This is a genomic window from Pseudogracilibacillus sp. ICA-222130 (genome assembly GCF_037892545.1).
GTDB lineage: Bacteria > Bacillota > Bacilli > Bacillales > Amphibacillaceae > Pseudogracilibacillus.
This window is the reverse complement of the sequence record NZ_JBBKBG010000024.1, coordinates 24,879-40,221: the sequence shown is the minus strand read 5'-3', so window position 1 is coordinate 40,221 and position 15,343 is coordinate 24,879. Positions and strand designations below refer to the sequence as shown.

The 15,343-nt window shown below is 39.0% G+C and carries 17 protein-coding genes; 8 read left to right on the top strand and 9 right to left on the bottom strand.

Going from position 1 to position 15,343, the window contains the following annotated elements; genetic code table 11:
- Nucleotides 1-141: 141 nt before the first annotated feature.
- Nucleotides 142-627, bottom strand: a complete 486-nt coding sequence (locus WKT09_RS10095; protein ID WP_340415912.1) for a hypothetical protein — start codon at nucleotides 625-627, stop codon at nucleotides 142-144.
- A gap of 863 nt (nucleotides 628-1,490) precedes the next feature.
- Between WKT09_RS10095 and WKT09_RS10090 the strand changes: the two genes are divergently transcribed.
- Entirely contained in the window at nucleotides 1,491-2,663 is a 1,173-nt protein-coding gene (locus WKT09_RS10090; protein WP_340415911.1) for a MalY/PatB family protein, read from the top strand.
- 148 nt (nucleotides 2,664-2,811) lie between these two features.
- Here WKT09_RS10090 and WKT09_RS10085 read toward each other — a convergent pair whose 3' ends face one another.
- The gene (locus tag WKT09_RS10085; RefSeq protein ID WP_336266071.1) at nucleotides 2,812-3,012 is read right to left on the bottom strand and encodes a hypothetical protein; all 201 of its coding nucleotides are present in this window, start codon (nucleotides 3,010-3,012) and stop codon (nucleotides 2,812-2,814) included.
- Nucleotides 3,013-3,145: 133 nt separating this feature from the next.
- Here WKT09_RS10085 and kapB point away from each other — a divergent pair, with 133 nt between their 5' ends.
- The 3 genes from kapB (at nucleotide 3,146) to WKT09_RS10070 (ending at nucleotide 4,824) form a co-directional block, all read left to right on the top strand.
- The gene (kapB, locus tag WKT09_RS10080) at nucleotides 3,146-3,541 is read left to right on the top strand and encodes a sporulation phosphorelay system protein KapB (RefSeq protein ID WP_340415910.1); all 396 of its coding nucleotides are present in this window, start codon (nucleotides 3,146-3,148) and stop codon (nucleotides 3,539-3,541) included.
- 15 nt (nucleotides 3,542-3,556) lie between these two features.
- Nucleotides 3,557-4,264 (top strand): purine-nucleoside phosphorylase, encoded by a 708-nt coding sequence (deoD, locus tag WKT09_RS10075; protein WP_340415909.1) that lies wholly within the window; start codon nucleotides 3,557-3,559, stop codon nucleotides 4,262-4,264.
- Between the two features lie 86 nt (nucleotides 4,265-4,350).
- Nucleotides 4,351-4,824, top strand: a complete 474-nt coding sequence (locus WKT09_RS10070) for a divergent PAP2 family protein (RefSeq protein WP_340415908.1) — start codon at nucleotides 4,351-4,353, stop codon at nucleotides 4,822-4,824.
- Nucleotides 4,825-4,883: 59 nt separating this feature from the next.
- Here the strand turns inward: WKT09_RS10070 and WKT09_RS10065 are convergent, their stop codons facing one another.
- Nucleotides 4,884-5,522, bottom strand: coding sequence for a 3D domain-containing protein (locus WKT09_RS10065; RefSeq protein ID WP_340415907.1), 639 nt, complete (start codon nucleotides 5,520-5,522; stop codon nucleotides 4,884-4,886).
- Nucleotides 5,523-5,624: 102 nt separating this feature from the next.
- The gene (locus tag WKT09_RS10060; protein ID WP_340415906.1) at nucleotides 5,625-5,936 is read right to left on the bottom strand and encodes a YuiB family protein; all 312 of its coding nucleotides are present in this window, start codon (nucleotides 5,934-5,936) and stop codon (nucleotides 5,625-5,627) included.
- A gap of 184 nt (nucleotides 5,937-6,120) precedes the next feature.
- On the opposite strand from WKT09_RS10060, the gene WKT09_RS10055 reads away from it, so the two are divergent.
- On the top strand, nucleotides 6,121-7,113 hold the full coding sequence (locus WKT09_RS10055) for an NAD(P)/FAD-dependent oxidoreductase (protein ID WP_340415905.1): 993 nt from the start codon (nucleotides 6,121-6,123) through the stop codon (nucleotides 7,111-7,113).
- Between the two features lie 460 nt (nucleotides 7,114-7,573).
- Here the strand turns inward: WKT09_RS10055 and WKT09_RS10050 are convergent, their stop codons facing one another.
- The 3 genes from WKT09_RS10050 to WKT09_RS10040 form a co-directional block, all read right to left on the bottom strand.
- Entirely contained in the window at nucleotides 7,574-9,505 is a 1,932-nt protein-coding gene (locus WKT09_RS10050) for a bifunctional metallophosphatase/5'-nucleotidase (protein ID WP_340415904.1), read from the bottom strand.
- Nucleotides 9,506-9,529: 24 nt separating this feature from the next.
- Nucleotides 9,530-11,056 carry an amidase family protein gene (locus WKT09_RS10045; RefSeq protein WP_445324017.1) on the bottom strand — a complete coding sequence of 509 codons (1,527 nt, stop codon included), beginning with the start codon at nucleotides 11,054-11,056 and terminating at the stop codon, nucleotides 9,530-9,532.
- 198 nt (nucleotides 11,057-11,254) lie between these two features.
- Complete coding sequence (locus tag WKT09_RS10040; protein WP_340415902.1) at nucleotides 11,255-11,611, bottom strand: HesB/IscA family protein; 357 nt, start codon at nucleotides 11,609-11,611, stop codon at nucleotides 11,255-11,257.
- 186 nt (nucleotides 11,612-11,797) lie between these two features.
- Here WKT09_RS10040 and WKT09_RS10035 point away from each other — a divergent pair, with 186 nt between their 5' ends.
- Nucleotides 11,798-12,022 carry a NifU family protein gene (locus WKT09_RS10035; RefSeq protein ID WP_336266381.1) on the top strand — a complete coding sequence of 75 codons (225 nt, stop codon included), beginning with the start codon at nucleotides 11,798-11,800 and terminating at the stop codon, nucleotides 12,020-12,022.
- A 108-nt stretch (nucleotides 12,023-12,130) separates the two neighbouring features.
- Nucleotides 12,131-12,820 (top strand): hypothetical protein, encoded by a 690-nt coding sequence (locus tag WKT09_RS10030; RefSeq protein ID WP_340415901.1) that lies wholly within the window; start codon nucleotides 12,131-12,133, stop codon nucleotides 12,818-12,820.
- 24 nt (nucleotides 12,821-12,844) lie between these two features.
- Here WKT09_RS10030 and WKT09_RS10025 read toward each other — a convergent pair whose 3' ends face one another.
- Nucleotides 12,845-13,813 carry a 2-hydroxyacid dehydrogenase gene (locus tag WKT09_RS10025; RefSeq protein WP_340415900.1) on the bottom strand — a complete coding sequence of 323 codons (969 nt, stop codon included), beginning with the start codon at nucleotides 13,811-13,813 and terminating at the stop codon, nucleotides 12,845-12,847.
- A 191-nt stretch (nucleotides 13,814-14,004) separates the two neighbouring features.
- On the opposite strand from WKT09_RS10025, the gene WKT09_RS10020 reads away from it, so the two are divergent.
- Complete coding sequence (locus WKT09_RS10020) at nucleotides 14,005-14,508, top strand: phosphatidylglycerophosphatase A family protein (protein ID WP_340415899.1); 504 nt, start codon at nucleotides 14,005-14,007, stop codon at nucleotides 14,506-14,508.
- A 49-nt stretch (nucleotides 14,509-14,557) separates the two neighbouring features.
- Here the strand turns inward: WKT09_RS10020 and WKT09_RS10015 are convergent, their stop codons facing one another.
- On the bottom strand, nucleotides 14,558-15,337 hold the full coding sequence (locus tag WKT09_RS10015; RefSeq protein ID WP_445324016.1) for a TIGR01457 family HAD-type hydrolase: 780 nt from the start codon (nucleotides 15,335-15,337) through the stop codon (nucleotides 14,558-14,560).
- Nucleotides 15,338-15,343 lie beyond the last annotated feature (6 nt).

Genomic DNA, 15,343 nt, shown 5'->3' with positions numbered 1-15,343 from the left:
AAATAAAAGGCGTGTGCTAGGGGATAATATTATTTTTTTAGCCCGCCTTAAGTTAAATTTTAATTAAACTTAAGGTGGCCATTATATTGTCTATCAAATATTTAAAATGCATTTTAAAGCCGAGCGTACATCTCAATAAAATTAATTAATCCATTTAAAATTGAGTTTTCTATATAACTTTGCTGAACCTCTCTCAATTACTATTTTAAACGGTAGTTTAATATTATTCTGTTCAATAATATCATTCTTTTTAACAGTCGAAGCAAGTATTAAATTAATATCGTTTTCACTTTTAGAAAAGAAAACCTCAGGATTGATAAATAATGCTCTTTTTCGCTCATCCTCATTCTTTTTTTCAATCGGAATCCAATTCACAAGTTCATAGATGATTCCTTTTTTCTGTAACGAATTTAATACTTCTTTTATTTTTGTTACTGAACAATTATTCTCAGTCGACAATTCTAAAACATTATAAAAAGAATTTGTCCTCTTATTCATGATTGCATTTATATTTTCGTCAATTGTATATTGAATTGCGACTAGAAACTCCACTTCTTCTTCACTTAAATAATCTCTTTTAAATAACATGTTTAGATTTTCAATTACAAATCTATCAAATTTCGCCATAGCGTATCCACTCCTTTTTCAGTATTATATATCAGGATTTTCCAAAATCTATATGTAGGAACTTATCCATTGTAATATTTGATTATTTACATTCAGACTGTAAGTGTTTATTCATTTCTTACTCTTCAAATGATATAGTACAAACTTGTAATGTTCATAACAAAGTTCAAAAAAATCTTCTTTTTCTTCAGTCGTCATCATACTGTACGTTGAGTTTTCGTAAATATAATGCTTTTTAAACTCGTTACTATCAAGATAATCTATAGCTAATTGTTCTACGTGTAATAATTTATGTTTTGTGTACATATATACAACAACCACATTCAAGATGCGCATAATTATCCCTATAATTAAAACTTTTAACATTTCTACACTAGTATTTAATGTACTGAACACAATTACTACAACAAATAGATTCATTATCAGTAATGAATATGTAAAAACGATTGAGGTACGAAGCATAGCTAATGATCCATATATAAATGTGCACACCATGTCTCTTTTTCCATCTTCATATATGGATTGGTAACATGAAATATATTTTTTTATATCTTGATATTGTTGCACATCCGTAGTGAGCAGCCAATGCTTTATGTTTATCGATATTATAATAGCTGACATTATAACTAGTATTTCAACAATCATCATCAATTTTCTTCTATTCCCCCTGTAGGCAAAGCATATAATTGCTTTGCTCTTTTTTTGTCCTTTTTTCAGTTTTATCGTTGAATATTGCGGGTCGGCGCATTCCACGGGGAAACAGGTAAAACACATCCAATTCCGACTAATATAGTTGTATTTGACTTCTTTTTTTCGCAATTTTCCGTTATAATAGAAAAAAACCTAATTTGGAGGCAATAAAAATGAGCCAATTTCAAACAGTACATAATAGAGAACAGACAAGATCCATGAAATGGGACAATCGGAAAGCAATTTTTAACAGTGAAGAAGTATTGCCAATGTGGGTCGCTGACATGGACTTTAAAGCACCTGAAGCAGTGAATAACGCTTTAAAAGAACGCGCAGAACATGGCATTTATGGATATACCGTTATTACAGAAGACATTCGTAACAATGTGACGAACTGGATTTCACTGAAACATGGATGGGACGTTGAGACAAACTGGCTTTCATTTAGCCCTGGTGTCATCACAAGCTTACACATCGCCATTCAAACTTTTACAAATGAAGGCGACAATATTTTAATTCAAACACCCGTTTACACTCCATTTTTCAATTTAATTAAAAATGGCAACCGACAAGTCGTGGAAAACGCACTAAAGTATGACGGAAAAACGTACACGATTGATTTTGATGATTTAGAAGAAAAATTAAAAACGGTAAAAGCATTCATTCTTTGTTCACCACATAACCCTGTCGGCCGTGTATGGACGAAAGAAGAATTAACAAAAATTGCCGCACTATGTGAACAACATGATGTACTCGTCTTTTCCGATGAAATTCACGCAGACCTCGTATTTGATGGATATAAACATATTCCATTCGCATCGATTTCAGAGGAAGCACGTGAAAGAACGATTACATGCATGTCGCCGACAAAAACATTTAACTTAGCAGGATTACAAGCATCGTATATCGTAACGAAAAATAACCAAATGCGCGCAAAAATTAATGCTGAACTCGGTTTACTAGGTTTTAATATGTTAAATACAATGGGGGTCATCGCACTAGATGCAGCATATGCAAATGGAAAGCCATGGCTAGACCAATTAATGAAAGTAATTGAAGCGAACAAATTATATGCAACGACGAGAATTGAAAATGAAACGAACGGAAAATTAAAAGTGATTGCATCTGAAGCGACGTACTTACTTTGGATCGACTGCCATGAACTCGGTTTCACGGATAAAGAATTACAAACTTTCATGATCGAACAAGCGAAAGTTGGTTTAAACGCTGGTTCATCTTACGGTACAGAAGGAGAAAATTTCATGCGGATCAATATCGCTTGCCCAAAAGCGACGCTACAAGAAGGACTCGACCGAATCATTCATGCAGTAAACGCACTTTCCTAAATAATAAATAACAATGACAGGGGATTGTATGTAGCACAATCTTCTGTCATTTTTATTCGTGTTAAAAGACGGTCATGCAAAATTATAGTTGCAATCAAAATAAAAAAACTCCTCTTCCACCACATTGTGTAGTGAAAAAGGAGTTTTATTAATTGTCCTTACGGTCGTCGTGTTTATCAATTCGATACTGATCTACATCAAAATCATCGATCATCTTCTCATCTTTTTTCGATTTTTTATAAAAAAGATACATCGTACCAATTGCTAAAATCATAATAAGTACTAACATTATAAATGCTGGAATATATTCCGATTTATCTTCTGGGAAATACAAAAATTCCATAAACATTCAGTATCACGTCCTTCCTGTACTATTATAGCAAAACTTTTAAACATGTATATATAAACTGTGTTTTATTCGCAAATTTGTGATAAATTTGTCAAAATAAAGTTATATCATACTTTTTAGGAGGATTTGTTACATGCAAACGATTGAAATTGGACAAATCGTAGAAACTCGTTACAATTCAGGCACATATATCGGAAAAGTTATTCAAGACAAAGGGAACTTTTTACTCGTGGAAACATTAGCCGTAATAGAACATCCGACACAAGGTGACTTGCATAATCGTGGTCAAGTAGATGGTGTAGCATTCCATGAACGTAAAGCACTAGCAGAAAGGGAAAAGTTTAACGCACGTAAACGTGACACCGTCCCATTTGCAGGCGACGTTCCAACATATGCCGACTCTTTACAAGAAGCTGTACAACGTAAAAAGGAAGAGTTGCAAGCAGAAAACACCCCATTTAATCAATTATCTTTAGAAAGGATAGCGGATTTAGAAGAACACTATTATAATAAAATATATACAATCTAAAAGGAGCGAATAAATATGAGTATCCATATTGGTGCAAAAAAAGGAGATATTGCGGAAACAATTTTACTTCCAGGAGACCCACTTCGTGCAAAATATATTGCCGAAACGTATTTTGAAGATGTTACACAATATAATACAGTCCGAGGAATGTTAGGATTTACAGGAACGTATAAAGGAGAACGCATCTCTGTACAAGGAACTGGGATGGGCATTCCATCAATCTCTATTTACGTAGAAGAACTTATTAACGAATACGACGTAAAAAACTTAGTCCGCGTTGGAACTTGTGGTGGCATGAAAGAAGATGTACATGTTCGTGATATTATTTTAGCGCAAGCATCTGCAACAGATTCACAAGTAAACCGTAATGTTTTCGGTGGCATTGATTACGCACCAATCGCTAATTTTGACTTATTGAAAAAAGCATATGATATCGCACAAGAAAAAGGATTAAAAACACATGTCGGAAATGTTTTTACATCAGACGTATTTTATCGTGACAACGGTCCAGAAGTGAATGCACTTTTAGCTAAATATAATGTGCTAGGGGTAGAAATGGAAACGACTGCATTATACACATTAGCAGCGAAATACGATCGCCGTGCTTTAACCATTTTAACCGTATCAGATCATGTAATTACAGGAGAAGCGACGACTGCCGAAGAGCGTCAAACGACATTCAATGACATGATGGAACTCGCATTAGAAACTGTAACAGAATAATATGGACAAATACAGAACGTTCAGGCTAGTCGATCGTACGAGCTTGAACGTTTTTTACACTAAGACTATGTAAAAAGGTGATGACTATGGCTTTATTAGATAATTTCCCACTCGTCGCTGCACTAGCAGCCATCGTATTTGCCCAAGTAGTAAAAGTACCAATTCATTTTATTGCAACACGCGAATTTTCCCCAGGGCTCATTTTTGGAACCGGAAGTATGCCGAGCAGTCATTCTGCTGCGGTTGCTGCGTTAACAACAGCAGTTGGCATCACATCTGGAGTTAGTTCTGTTTCGTTTGCCATCGCATTCGTCTTCAGTGTCATCACGATGTTTGATGCTTCAGGTGTTCGAAGAGAAGCTGAAGAACATGCCGCATTACTCAATATGCTCGTGAAAGATATTCAAGCATTCACTAAAGAAATGAGCGACTGGCAAAATAAAGAAGTCTATGAAAAGCGCCAAGAATTAAAAACATTACTCGGTCATAAACCGATTGAAGTATTTTTCGGTGCATTGACCGGTGTCGGTGTCGCTTTTCTTCTTCATCTAGTGTATTAACATGGAAATGAAAAAAGCGAATGCACATCATGGCATTCGCTTTTTCTAATAGATTGATGTTATGAATCTTTTTCCACACTGTTTACTTGAAACACTTCTTCGACTGCCCCATCATTCCACGCCGCAATCTCTTCTTCTGTAATCTCTCCGTCCCCTTCTTTAACGATGTACACATCAAGCTCCTGCTTGCCCCACCTATCATACACTTCTCTTACTGTATCAAAATATAAATCAATTTTATTTCCAGTAATCGCTGCGCCAATATCTGTCACCACACCGAGTCCATATCCAGGAATATATAAAATTGTCCCTAGCGGAAAGACGTCCAAGTCAGCCGCTATGGTAGATATGAAATCACGCACGACTGGCACCCCTGCATATGTCATGCCATATGCAGGGTCTTCCTCCGTTTTTCCTATCGACTCTTCCCCTGCTGTATACCCTGTCGCAACTACCCTTTTCACCGGAAATTGTTCCAAGTCTAGCACATTACTTTTTTGTCTATTAACAGCCTCTTCTTTCAAGTTCTCGATTTTGCGAAATGGTGCTAACATTTTTTCCGTTAACATACTAGTTCCGCTTTCCACTTTTTCCTCATATTTCCTCATTGCATCACCAACAGACATATTCGTCACATCTGTAAACGTCGTATATACTGCCGTTGTAAATAAAATCGACATAATCATTTTTCCAACCATTTTTTGACACCTCTCTTTCGTGTCATTTTTGCCCAGTTGAAAAAAATTATACATAAAAAAAGTATTTAAAGTGAAACGTCGATACGCTCCACCTTAAATACTTTAGAACATTTGATAGCCAGTTTTTCGTAACATTTTTATAACAATACCAGAAACGATCGCACCAGCAAGTCCAGATCCTAACACAATCACATCGACCGTGTTTAAAGATTGAATCGTGCTACCAACTTGCGCAAATGCTTCTCCTGTATTACTAAAATAAGATCCAAACGAGTTATTACTAATAACATACAAAATAATGAACGGGTATAAAATGGCCATTAACCATGTTTTACGTAATAACATATTTAAAATAAATGCAATCCCGAAAAAGATAACGAAATATAACAGCACCGACACAATTAATTGAATCAAAAGCCTTTCTCCTCTCATGCTAAAAAACGACGCATTTTTTTCTCTTCTTACATTTTATAATTGTCCCACATAAAATGCAAAGACTATCGCTCTATTTCCTCAAACATATTGATTTTAAGAATTGTCCGATTTATGGTATTATGTAATAGATTGTATAACGGTCGGAATAGTTGGAGGGAAAACAATGACTGAGCAACAAAAAGTATATGATATAACTGTGTTAGGTGCAGGTCCAGCTGGATTATTTACAGCTTTTTATGGGGGAATGCGCGCAGCTAGCGTGAAAGTAATTGAAAGCTTGCCACATACTGGTGGGCAATTAACTGCTTTATACCCTGAAAAATATATTTACGATGTTGCCGGGTTTCCAAAAATCCGTGCACAAGAGTTGGTCGATAATTTAGAAGAACAACTAAAATTATTCGACGCAGACATTTGTTTAAGCCAAGCAGTACAAGAATTAGAAAAGCTTGAAGATGGCACATTCAAGTTAACGACCAACACGGGGGAAGAGCATTTTTCTAAAGTCGTGATCATTACGGCTGGAAACGGTGCATTTGAACCACGTCGTTTAAATATTGGCGAATCAGAAAGCTTCGAAGGAAACAATTTACATTATTATGTAAAAAACATGCATGCTTTCAAAGATAAAAAAGTTGCCATTTTAGGTGGTGGTGACTCTGCAGTGGACTGGGCATTAATGTTAGAACCAATCGCTGAAAAAGTTACTTTAGTCCATCGCCGAAACGAATTCCGTGCACACGAATCAAGCATCGAACAATTAGACAATTCTAAAGTAGAAAAATTAACTCCTTTCGTACCAACAGACATCGAAGGTAGCGATAAAATTGAACGACTCGTTTTACAAGAAACTCGAGGCGAAAAAATTATTAAATTAGACGTAGACGAGGTCATCTGTAACTACGGTTTCATTTCCAAACTTGGTCCAATTGCCAATTGGGGCCTTGAAATCGAACGAAACAGCATCATCGTCAACCAAAAAATGGAAACAAACATTCCAGGAATTTACGCGGTTGGGGACATCAACACGTTCGACGGAAAAGTAAAACTAATCGCAACAGGATTCGGGGAAGGACCCATTGCAGTAAACAACGCCATGCAATTCATCGACCCAAAAGCACGCGTACAACCAAAACACTCGACTTCGATGTTTTAAAATGAAGACTAGCTCCTATCCCCGATTGGGTAGGAGCTAGTTTTTATTAATTCCGCAAGTGTTTAGCGAAATCACCTCGAACTTGCGGATATATCGTTTAATTCCGCAAGTGTTTAGCGAAATCTCCATAAACTTGCGGATATATCGTTTAATTCCGCAAGTTGGAAGCGAAATCGCCTGGAACTTGCGGATATATCCATTAATTACGCAAGTTGAAAACGAAATCGACGGGAACTTGCGGATATATCAGTTAATTCCGCAAGTTAGAAGCGAAATCACCTCGAACTTGCGGATATATCAGTTAATTCCGCAAGTTGAAAGCTAAATCACCTCGGACTTGCGGATATATCGTTTAATTCCGCAAGTTGGAAGCAAAATCGCCGGGAACTTGCGGATATATCGTTTAATTCCGCAAGTTGAAAGCGAAATCACCTGGAACTTGCGGATATAAAATCTAGCGTCACGCAACATTTCGGTGTTCTTTTTTCTTTTTCCGACGCTTTACTATCCAACGAATACCGAACACGAGCACCAATACTATCCCAGCAATAATTCCGTACAGCCCAAGCACAATCCCGTTTGGCTTACTTAATATACTGGATAAACTTTTATCATCGTCCATTATTTTTCTGTCTTTTAATTGTGCATAATCGGCTGGCACTTGTGGAATACCATCCACCGAAGCAAATGATTGTAAGTAAGCAGCAATCGCATACCATTCCTTCACTTCACTACCATCTTCTAAATGCAAAATTTGCGCCTCATAATCTGTAATCACTTCGCCGTCTTTCGTTTTCGGCTCGACCGATAGCAAATTGAATGATTTTTCGCCAACGACAGGTAACATTTGGGCGGAATACAGACCGGCAACAATTCGATACAATTTATCATCTTCAATTTCTTCGCGCGTTCCATCAGGTTTCTGAATCGCAACATCTGTCACTTTATTAAATAACATTCGATTCGGATTAAATGTATAAGTCAACCCTGACACATATAACTGTGCGGCCGGCATAATTGGTGCGACAGAAGCGTCTACTTCTGCAACCGTGCGCAATTCTTTTCCTGTAATGTACACGTCAATGACCGGGTAGCCTGACGTTCCATCCGCTCCAATTCCGAGCGAACTTACATTGAACACATCTGACGTCGTAATATTTCCTTTATAAAAAGAATTACGAATCACACCAGATGGAATAACGGCTGCGGTAATTTCTTCGTACTCCTCCCCTTCGATCTGCTTAATCGTATCGATGTACGCATCACCGATTAAATTTCCAATCGTCGTTTCCTCTAATTTTTCCCCGACAGATGAAAAATCGGTAAAATCAAATGGAGAAGTTGCAATTACTTCATCATAATCTAAATCAAACATACTTAAATAATCTTCTTGCACAACCTCTTTAAACCCGTCAATCATTTTCGTAATTTTTTCATTCGGTTCGATGGTTTCGTCAATGTGAATGAGGTCATATTTCGTTAAATCCCAACGACCATCCTCTTTCTGCACGAGTTCCATTTTACCTAAATTTTCACCATATTCTCCAGCAGAGCCGATAACTGTATCTCCACTTATAATTGGCTGATGCAAGGTCGTATGTGTATGCCCACTAATGATCACATCAATTTCTGGCACTTTTTCTGCTAATACTTCATCCTCAGAAACTTTTTTCGTCTCGGATGTTCCTGAGTGGGACGATGCAATAATCATATCCACATTTTCTTTTTGCAATATTTCAACCGTCTTTTTCGCCGTCTCTACATTGTCGTCAAAAGTGACGCCAGACATTGGCGCATTGGATGCCGCATCTTCTCCGAGCAATCCAATCACACCAATTTTCACGCCATTTTTTTCGACAATATCATATGGTAACACGCCGTACTCATCCATCGCTTCTTTCAAAAATGCAATGTTCTCCGCCATTTTCCCATCGTCATCTTTTGGAAAATGGACATTCGAAGCGACAATTTTCGGTAAAGGAATCTCACGTGCAACCGCTGACTGTAATGCTTCCGCAAGTCCTTCAGCACGGAAATCAAACTCATGGTTCCCATATGTAATCGCGTCATAATCCATCTGCCCCATAATTTGCATCATCGGGGTATGCGTTGTAAAAATGGTCTGAAACAAAGTCCCCATCGAGTAATCCCCAGCATCAACTAAAAATGCCTCGGGATTTTCTTTACGTTCTTCTTCCACTGCGGTAAACATGCGCGCCATGCCACCAACTAATTGTTTAACGCCTTCCCGTTCTACTTCAAACGGATATAAATTATCGTGTAAATCATGTGTAAATAAAATCGTCACCTTATTTTCCTCTGCTGCAAACACATCTGCTTTTCCAAAAATAAGGCAGAAAACAAGTGCCACTCCAATCCATATTTTTCGCATCCCTATTGCCCCCCTTTTTTCTCTTTATGCAAAATAAGGATTTCCACGTAAACCGACCCAAATATCTGAATTTTCGAGCTCTGTGGCAATTTGTAACAATGTATGGTCATACCCTTTCGGTGCAACGAATTGAACCCCAATCGGCAATCCATCCTCTGTCATATGGACCGGCACACTAATCGCCGGCTGACCTGTTAAGTTCGCTAACTGTGTAAACGGTGTGTACGTTAAATTCGGCAAAAACATTTCATAAATAAGTGCTTGTTGATCCTCTGTCGTGTTCGTTGCATCCATCGCCTCGATTAATTCAGCAGCTTTTTCATCCGAAGCAGTTAATTCCCCAATCTCAGGCGCGCCAAATGCTGCCGCAGGTGTTACGTAAAAATCGTACGTTTCATGAAAAATTGCCATCTGTTCTGCTGCCACATCCCATGATGCTAGACTACTAGAAAATTCTGCTGCCGACACACTTTTACCTGCTACACCTAATAGCCACGTTTCCAGCTCCACATCGTCTGACGTAATTGGTCTGTCAACCATGTTTTCTAAATGATGCATTAATGCCGCCATTTCTCCACTATTCATTAAATAGTAATTACGCATTAATTCAACACCATCTACGCCATTATCCACTTCTTCCACATCATGCCCAGCTTGCTCTAGCCATTTTACCGTAGTATAAACCGCCTCTTTCGCCTCTTCACTCACTGGTGTACCGACAGGCGACTTCACTGTAAAACCAATTTTTAAAGGACGATTACATCCTTTTTTCGCTGTTCGTTCATACCCTTCCGTAAATAATGGTGTCTGGAATGCCGCATGTTGCTGTACGACTTGCAGTTCATCCAACATTCGAGCACTATCTCGTACAGATTTCGTTAACACAAATTCGACCGCTGCACCTTGCCAATTTCGCCCAGATCCAGGACCTACTGCCGTACGGCCCCGTGTCGGTTTCAAGCCAACTAGCCCACTAAAAGATGCCGGAATACGAATGGAACCACCACCATCACTCGCTCCCGCAATAGGTACAACCCCTGATGAAACAAGTGCGGCCGCCCCACCACTTGATCCACCTGGTGTATGATTTTTATTCCATGCATTACGAGTAGGTCCGTGTAATTTATTTTCTGTTATATTTTTTAATGCGAATTCTGGTGTCGTTGAGTTTCCAACAGAAATGACACCCGTATGCAGCAAACTATTTGTAAAATTTGCTGTCACTGGAGCAATGGCACTTTTCATTAAACGCGAACCGCTAGTCGTCGGCTCCCCAACAATCGTCTGCGAAATATCTTTTAATGCGATTGGCACACCTGCGAAAGCCCCTTTTCGCCCTTCCGCTCCTTCCGCAAACGCCTTTTCCTTTCTCATATAAGAAACCGCATTCAATTCCGGTTGCACTTTTTCTAGCTGTTTAAAGCTCGCCTGTAATATTTCTTCTTGCGATACCGCTTTTTCCTCCAACATTTTCGCAAGTGCGACGCCATCTAATTGTACAAATTCTTTTTGTTTCACAAAAATCCCCCTCTTATATACTCCCTTTATCATAGCAATTTTTTGCATAGAAATATACGGATTTTATAAAAATTCGAACGACCATTTTACGCAATTTTTTTAAAGAAAATTTACACCTATAGTCGCATTGCCACCTCTACGGTCTTATGATTTCTCCCTGATGGATCCTGACAAATAAAAAAACAACTTCCCAACGAATGATCGTTAAAAAGTTGTTTGGTATGTCTACTTCTAGCAGTCTCCTGGTGCTCCAGCTTCTTCCGCTGTACGGAAAGACGAGCCACAGCCACAAGAAACGATCGCATTCGGATTATTAATGCTAAATCCGCCACCCATCATATTTTGCTTAAAATCAATGACTGTATTTTCAATGATTGGAATATCTTGTTTTGTAATAATGACAGGAATTTCATTTACTTCCTCAACAAATTCCAATTCCTCATTCACTTCCTCATCAAACCCTAATGCGTAAGAAAGGCCACTACATCCGCCACCTTTCACACCGAAACGTAACTTAGCTTCACTTGATTCTTCTTTCATCATTTCTTTAATTTGATTGCGTGCATCATCTGTAATTTGAATCGTCAATGTAAGCCCTCCTTTTCTATCACTTATTATATATTATACAAATCCATTTCTAATCATTCAAGCTATTCATCTTACTAATTGGGAACTGTTTTCATTTACATTTTGCGAAAAACACGGTAAAATAAAGATAGCTTAACTTATATAATAATTTAATTTTACTATATATTAGGAGGAATTCCGATGACAATGCATGAACAAGTTCAAGAAGTATTAAATAAATTACGTCCATTTTTATTACGTGATGGTGGAGATGTTCAGTTAGTGGACGTTGACGAGGACGGTGTCGTTCAATTACGCTTAATGGGTGCATGCGGGAACTGCCCAAGTTCAGCAATCACACTAAAAGCTGGAATCGAACGTGCGCTAACAACAGAAATCCCAGGCGTAAAAGAAATCGAACAAGTATTTTAATCACAACAATGTCTATCCTAAACTGGGTAGACATTGTTTTTTTATAAAAAATGGACCCGTGAGATTAATTCCGCAAAGGTTTGTGGAATTCACGGAGAACTTGCGGATATGTCGCATAATTACGCAAGTTGGATGCGAAATCGCCGGGAACTTGCGGATATATCGCATAATTCCGCAAGTGGAAAGAGAAATCACTACGAACTTGCGGATATGTCGCATAATTCCGCAAGTGGAAAGCGAAATCGCCTTGAACTTGCGGATATATCAATTAATTACGCAAGTGGAAAGCGAAATCACCACGAACTTGCGGATATATCAATTAATTACGCAAGTTTAAAGAGAAATCGCCACGAACTTGCGGATATATGCAGTAATTCCGCAAGTGGAAAGCGAAATCGCCTTGAACTTGCGGATATATCAATTAATTACGCAAGTGGAAAGCGAAAACGCCTTGAACTTGCGGATATATCGATTAATTACGCAAGTGTAAAGAGAAATCTCCGTGAACTTGCGGATATATCGATTAATTCCGCAAGTTGGATGCGAAATCACCTCGAACTTGCGGATATATTGCTTAATTCCGAAAGTTGGAAGCGAAAACGCCGTGAACTTGCGGATATGTCGCATAATTCCGCAAGTTGGATGCGAAATCACCGCGAACTTGCGGATATATCGATTAATTCCGAAAGTTGGATGCGAGATCACCACGAACTTGCGGATATGTCGCATAATTCCGCAAGTGCTAGCAAAAATCACGCCGAACTTGCGGATATAACCAACAGACAACTAACCGCGTAGGTACAGCCTCCAATGACCAACCGTTTACTCTGTCACCTCCGTAACAGGTACCCCGCCGCGCAGCACGGCACGGACGTTTTTCAAGCATAAATGTAGCATCGCTTCACGTGTCTCCACTGAAGCTGAACCGATATGTGGGAGTAGCACGGCATTATCTAAGCTAACGAATGGATGATCTGCGGAGATCGGCTCTTTCTCAAAAACGTCCAAGCCAGCTGCACGGATGGTGCCATTTCTCAACGCGTCATATAATGCCGCTTCATCCACGACACCCCCGCGAGATACATTAATAAAAATGGCCGAATTTTTCATCTTTGCAAAAGCGTCTCCATCGAACATTTTCTCTGTTGCCACACTTAACGGAACGAGTGACAATACAAAATCTGATTGTGCCAATAGCTCATCAAAGCTCGCATACGACAAATTAAGTTCGGCCTCTGTCGCTTTTTTTCGGGAACGGTTATGGTATAACACATCCATGTGAAACCCTTTCGCCCGACGAGCAACTGCTTCGCCGATTCTCCCCATTCCGACAATGCCTAACGTTTTTCCATATATATCCGCTCCAGCGAGTGTAAATGGAGACCAGTCGCCCCATTTATTTTCCTCAATCGTTTTCGACGCTTCGACAATGCGGCGTGCGGTCGCCATCAATAATGTAAACGCTAAGTCTGCCGTTGTTTCTGTTAATACATCTGGCGTGTTCGTTATCGTTACACCATATTTTTTCGCTGCGGCAATATCGACATTATCATACCCAACTGCATTGTTTGCAACAATTTCTAAATGTTCATTCGCTTGAAAAAACTCGGCGTCCATTTTTTCAGTTAATAAACAAACAATCCCGTCTGCTCTTTTTGCTTCTTGAAATAACACATCACGTGGTACTGGCGTTGTTTCGCTTTCCCACATCGTAATCTCAAATTCATTTTCATAAGGCGCAATGAGATGCGCAGGAATGTTCCTTGTAATATATATTTTCTTTTTTCCCATTTCCTCACCCTCCACAAGCTTTTCTTTAGTGTATCCCACACTTGCATCTTCCATCAACTGACCTAAGCCAAAAGCTTCATTCATTATGGATTCCACTTCATCCATGTTACACTACCTGTATAGCATAAATTTCACTCTATTTGCAATATACTAGTAGAAATGGTTTTTACGTTGAAAGTGAGTTGGTAAAAATGACTGAAAAACAGACTGAATTAGAAAGGATTGCTCGTCAAAAATTAATGGACCGTGGCGTAGCAATTCAAGATATCGCAGAATTAGTATACTATTTACAAGTAAAATATTATCAAGAATTAACGATGGATGATTGTATCCATAACGTTAACCGTGTCTTAACAAAACGTGAAGTACAACATGCGATTTTAACGGGGATTGAGCTCGATGAACTTGCCGAAAAAGGGTTATTATCTGAACCTTTACAAGATATCATCCATCGTGATGAAGGATTATATGGTATCGATGAAGTAATTGCCTTATCGATCGTCAATGTGTATGGGTCGATTGGCTTTACGAGTTACGGATATGTCGATAAGAAGAAACCGGGGATTTTACGACAATTAAACAAACATGAAAATGGAACCGTACATACCTTTTTAGATGATATCGTTGGCGCGATTGCGGCAGCAGCAGCTTCAAGGCTTGCCCACTCCACGGCGGGAGATATTATCGATGGATAAATAGAAAAAAACTTGCCCAGTGTCTCACAAACGCTGTAGGCAAGTTTTTTTATACCATCTTTTCCTTCCTCCAAACATGCAGGTCGTCCATAATATACGTAGGCTTCTCCGCTTCTGGAACACCGACAACATCCTCACGGGAACTAAAACCAGTTAACACCATCAAAGTATCCATCCGTGCATGCACCCCGGCTAAAATATCAGTCGTATAATTATCCCCAACCATAAGTACCTCTTTTCGGTCCAGTCCAATCATACGAAGCGCCTCTTCCATAATAATCGGCTCCGGCTTTCCAACAAAAATTGGTGCCACGCCTGTGCTCACTGACACGACAGACGTTAACGAACCATTGCCTGGTAATAACCCTTCTTCTGTCGGAATCGCCGCATCTTTATTTGTCGAAATAAACGTCGCACCTCTGCGTACATGTAATGCAGCTGTTTTTAATTTTTCATACGAAATCTCTCGGTCGATTCCCATTACAACAAAATCAGCGTCGGATGCGCTCTTTTTCAGCCCGGCCTTTTCACACGCTTCATGCAATCCCTTTTCGCCGATAATATAACATGTAGCACCTTGTTGTGCTCGAGCAATATATTTCGCTGTCGCAGTAGCCGATGTTAACACATGGTCTGGCGTTGTATCGATGCCAAACCGTGCCAATTTTTCCACGACCATTGCTTCTGTCGCTGAGGAATTATTCGTCACGAACACGTACGGAATATGTTGTGCCTGCAATGTTTCAATAAAATCACCTGCCCCATCGATAGGAGCCGTCCCACGATACATCGTGCCATCTAAATCAATTAAATACCCTTTATAACGCAAAACACC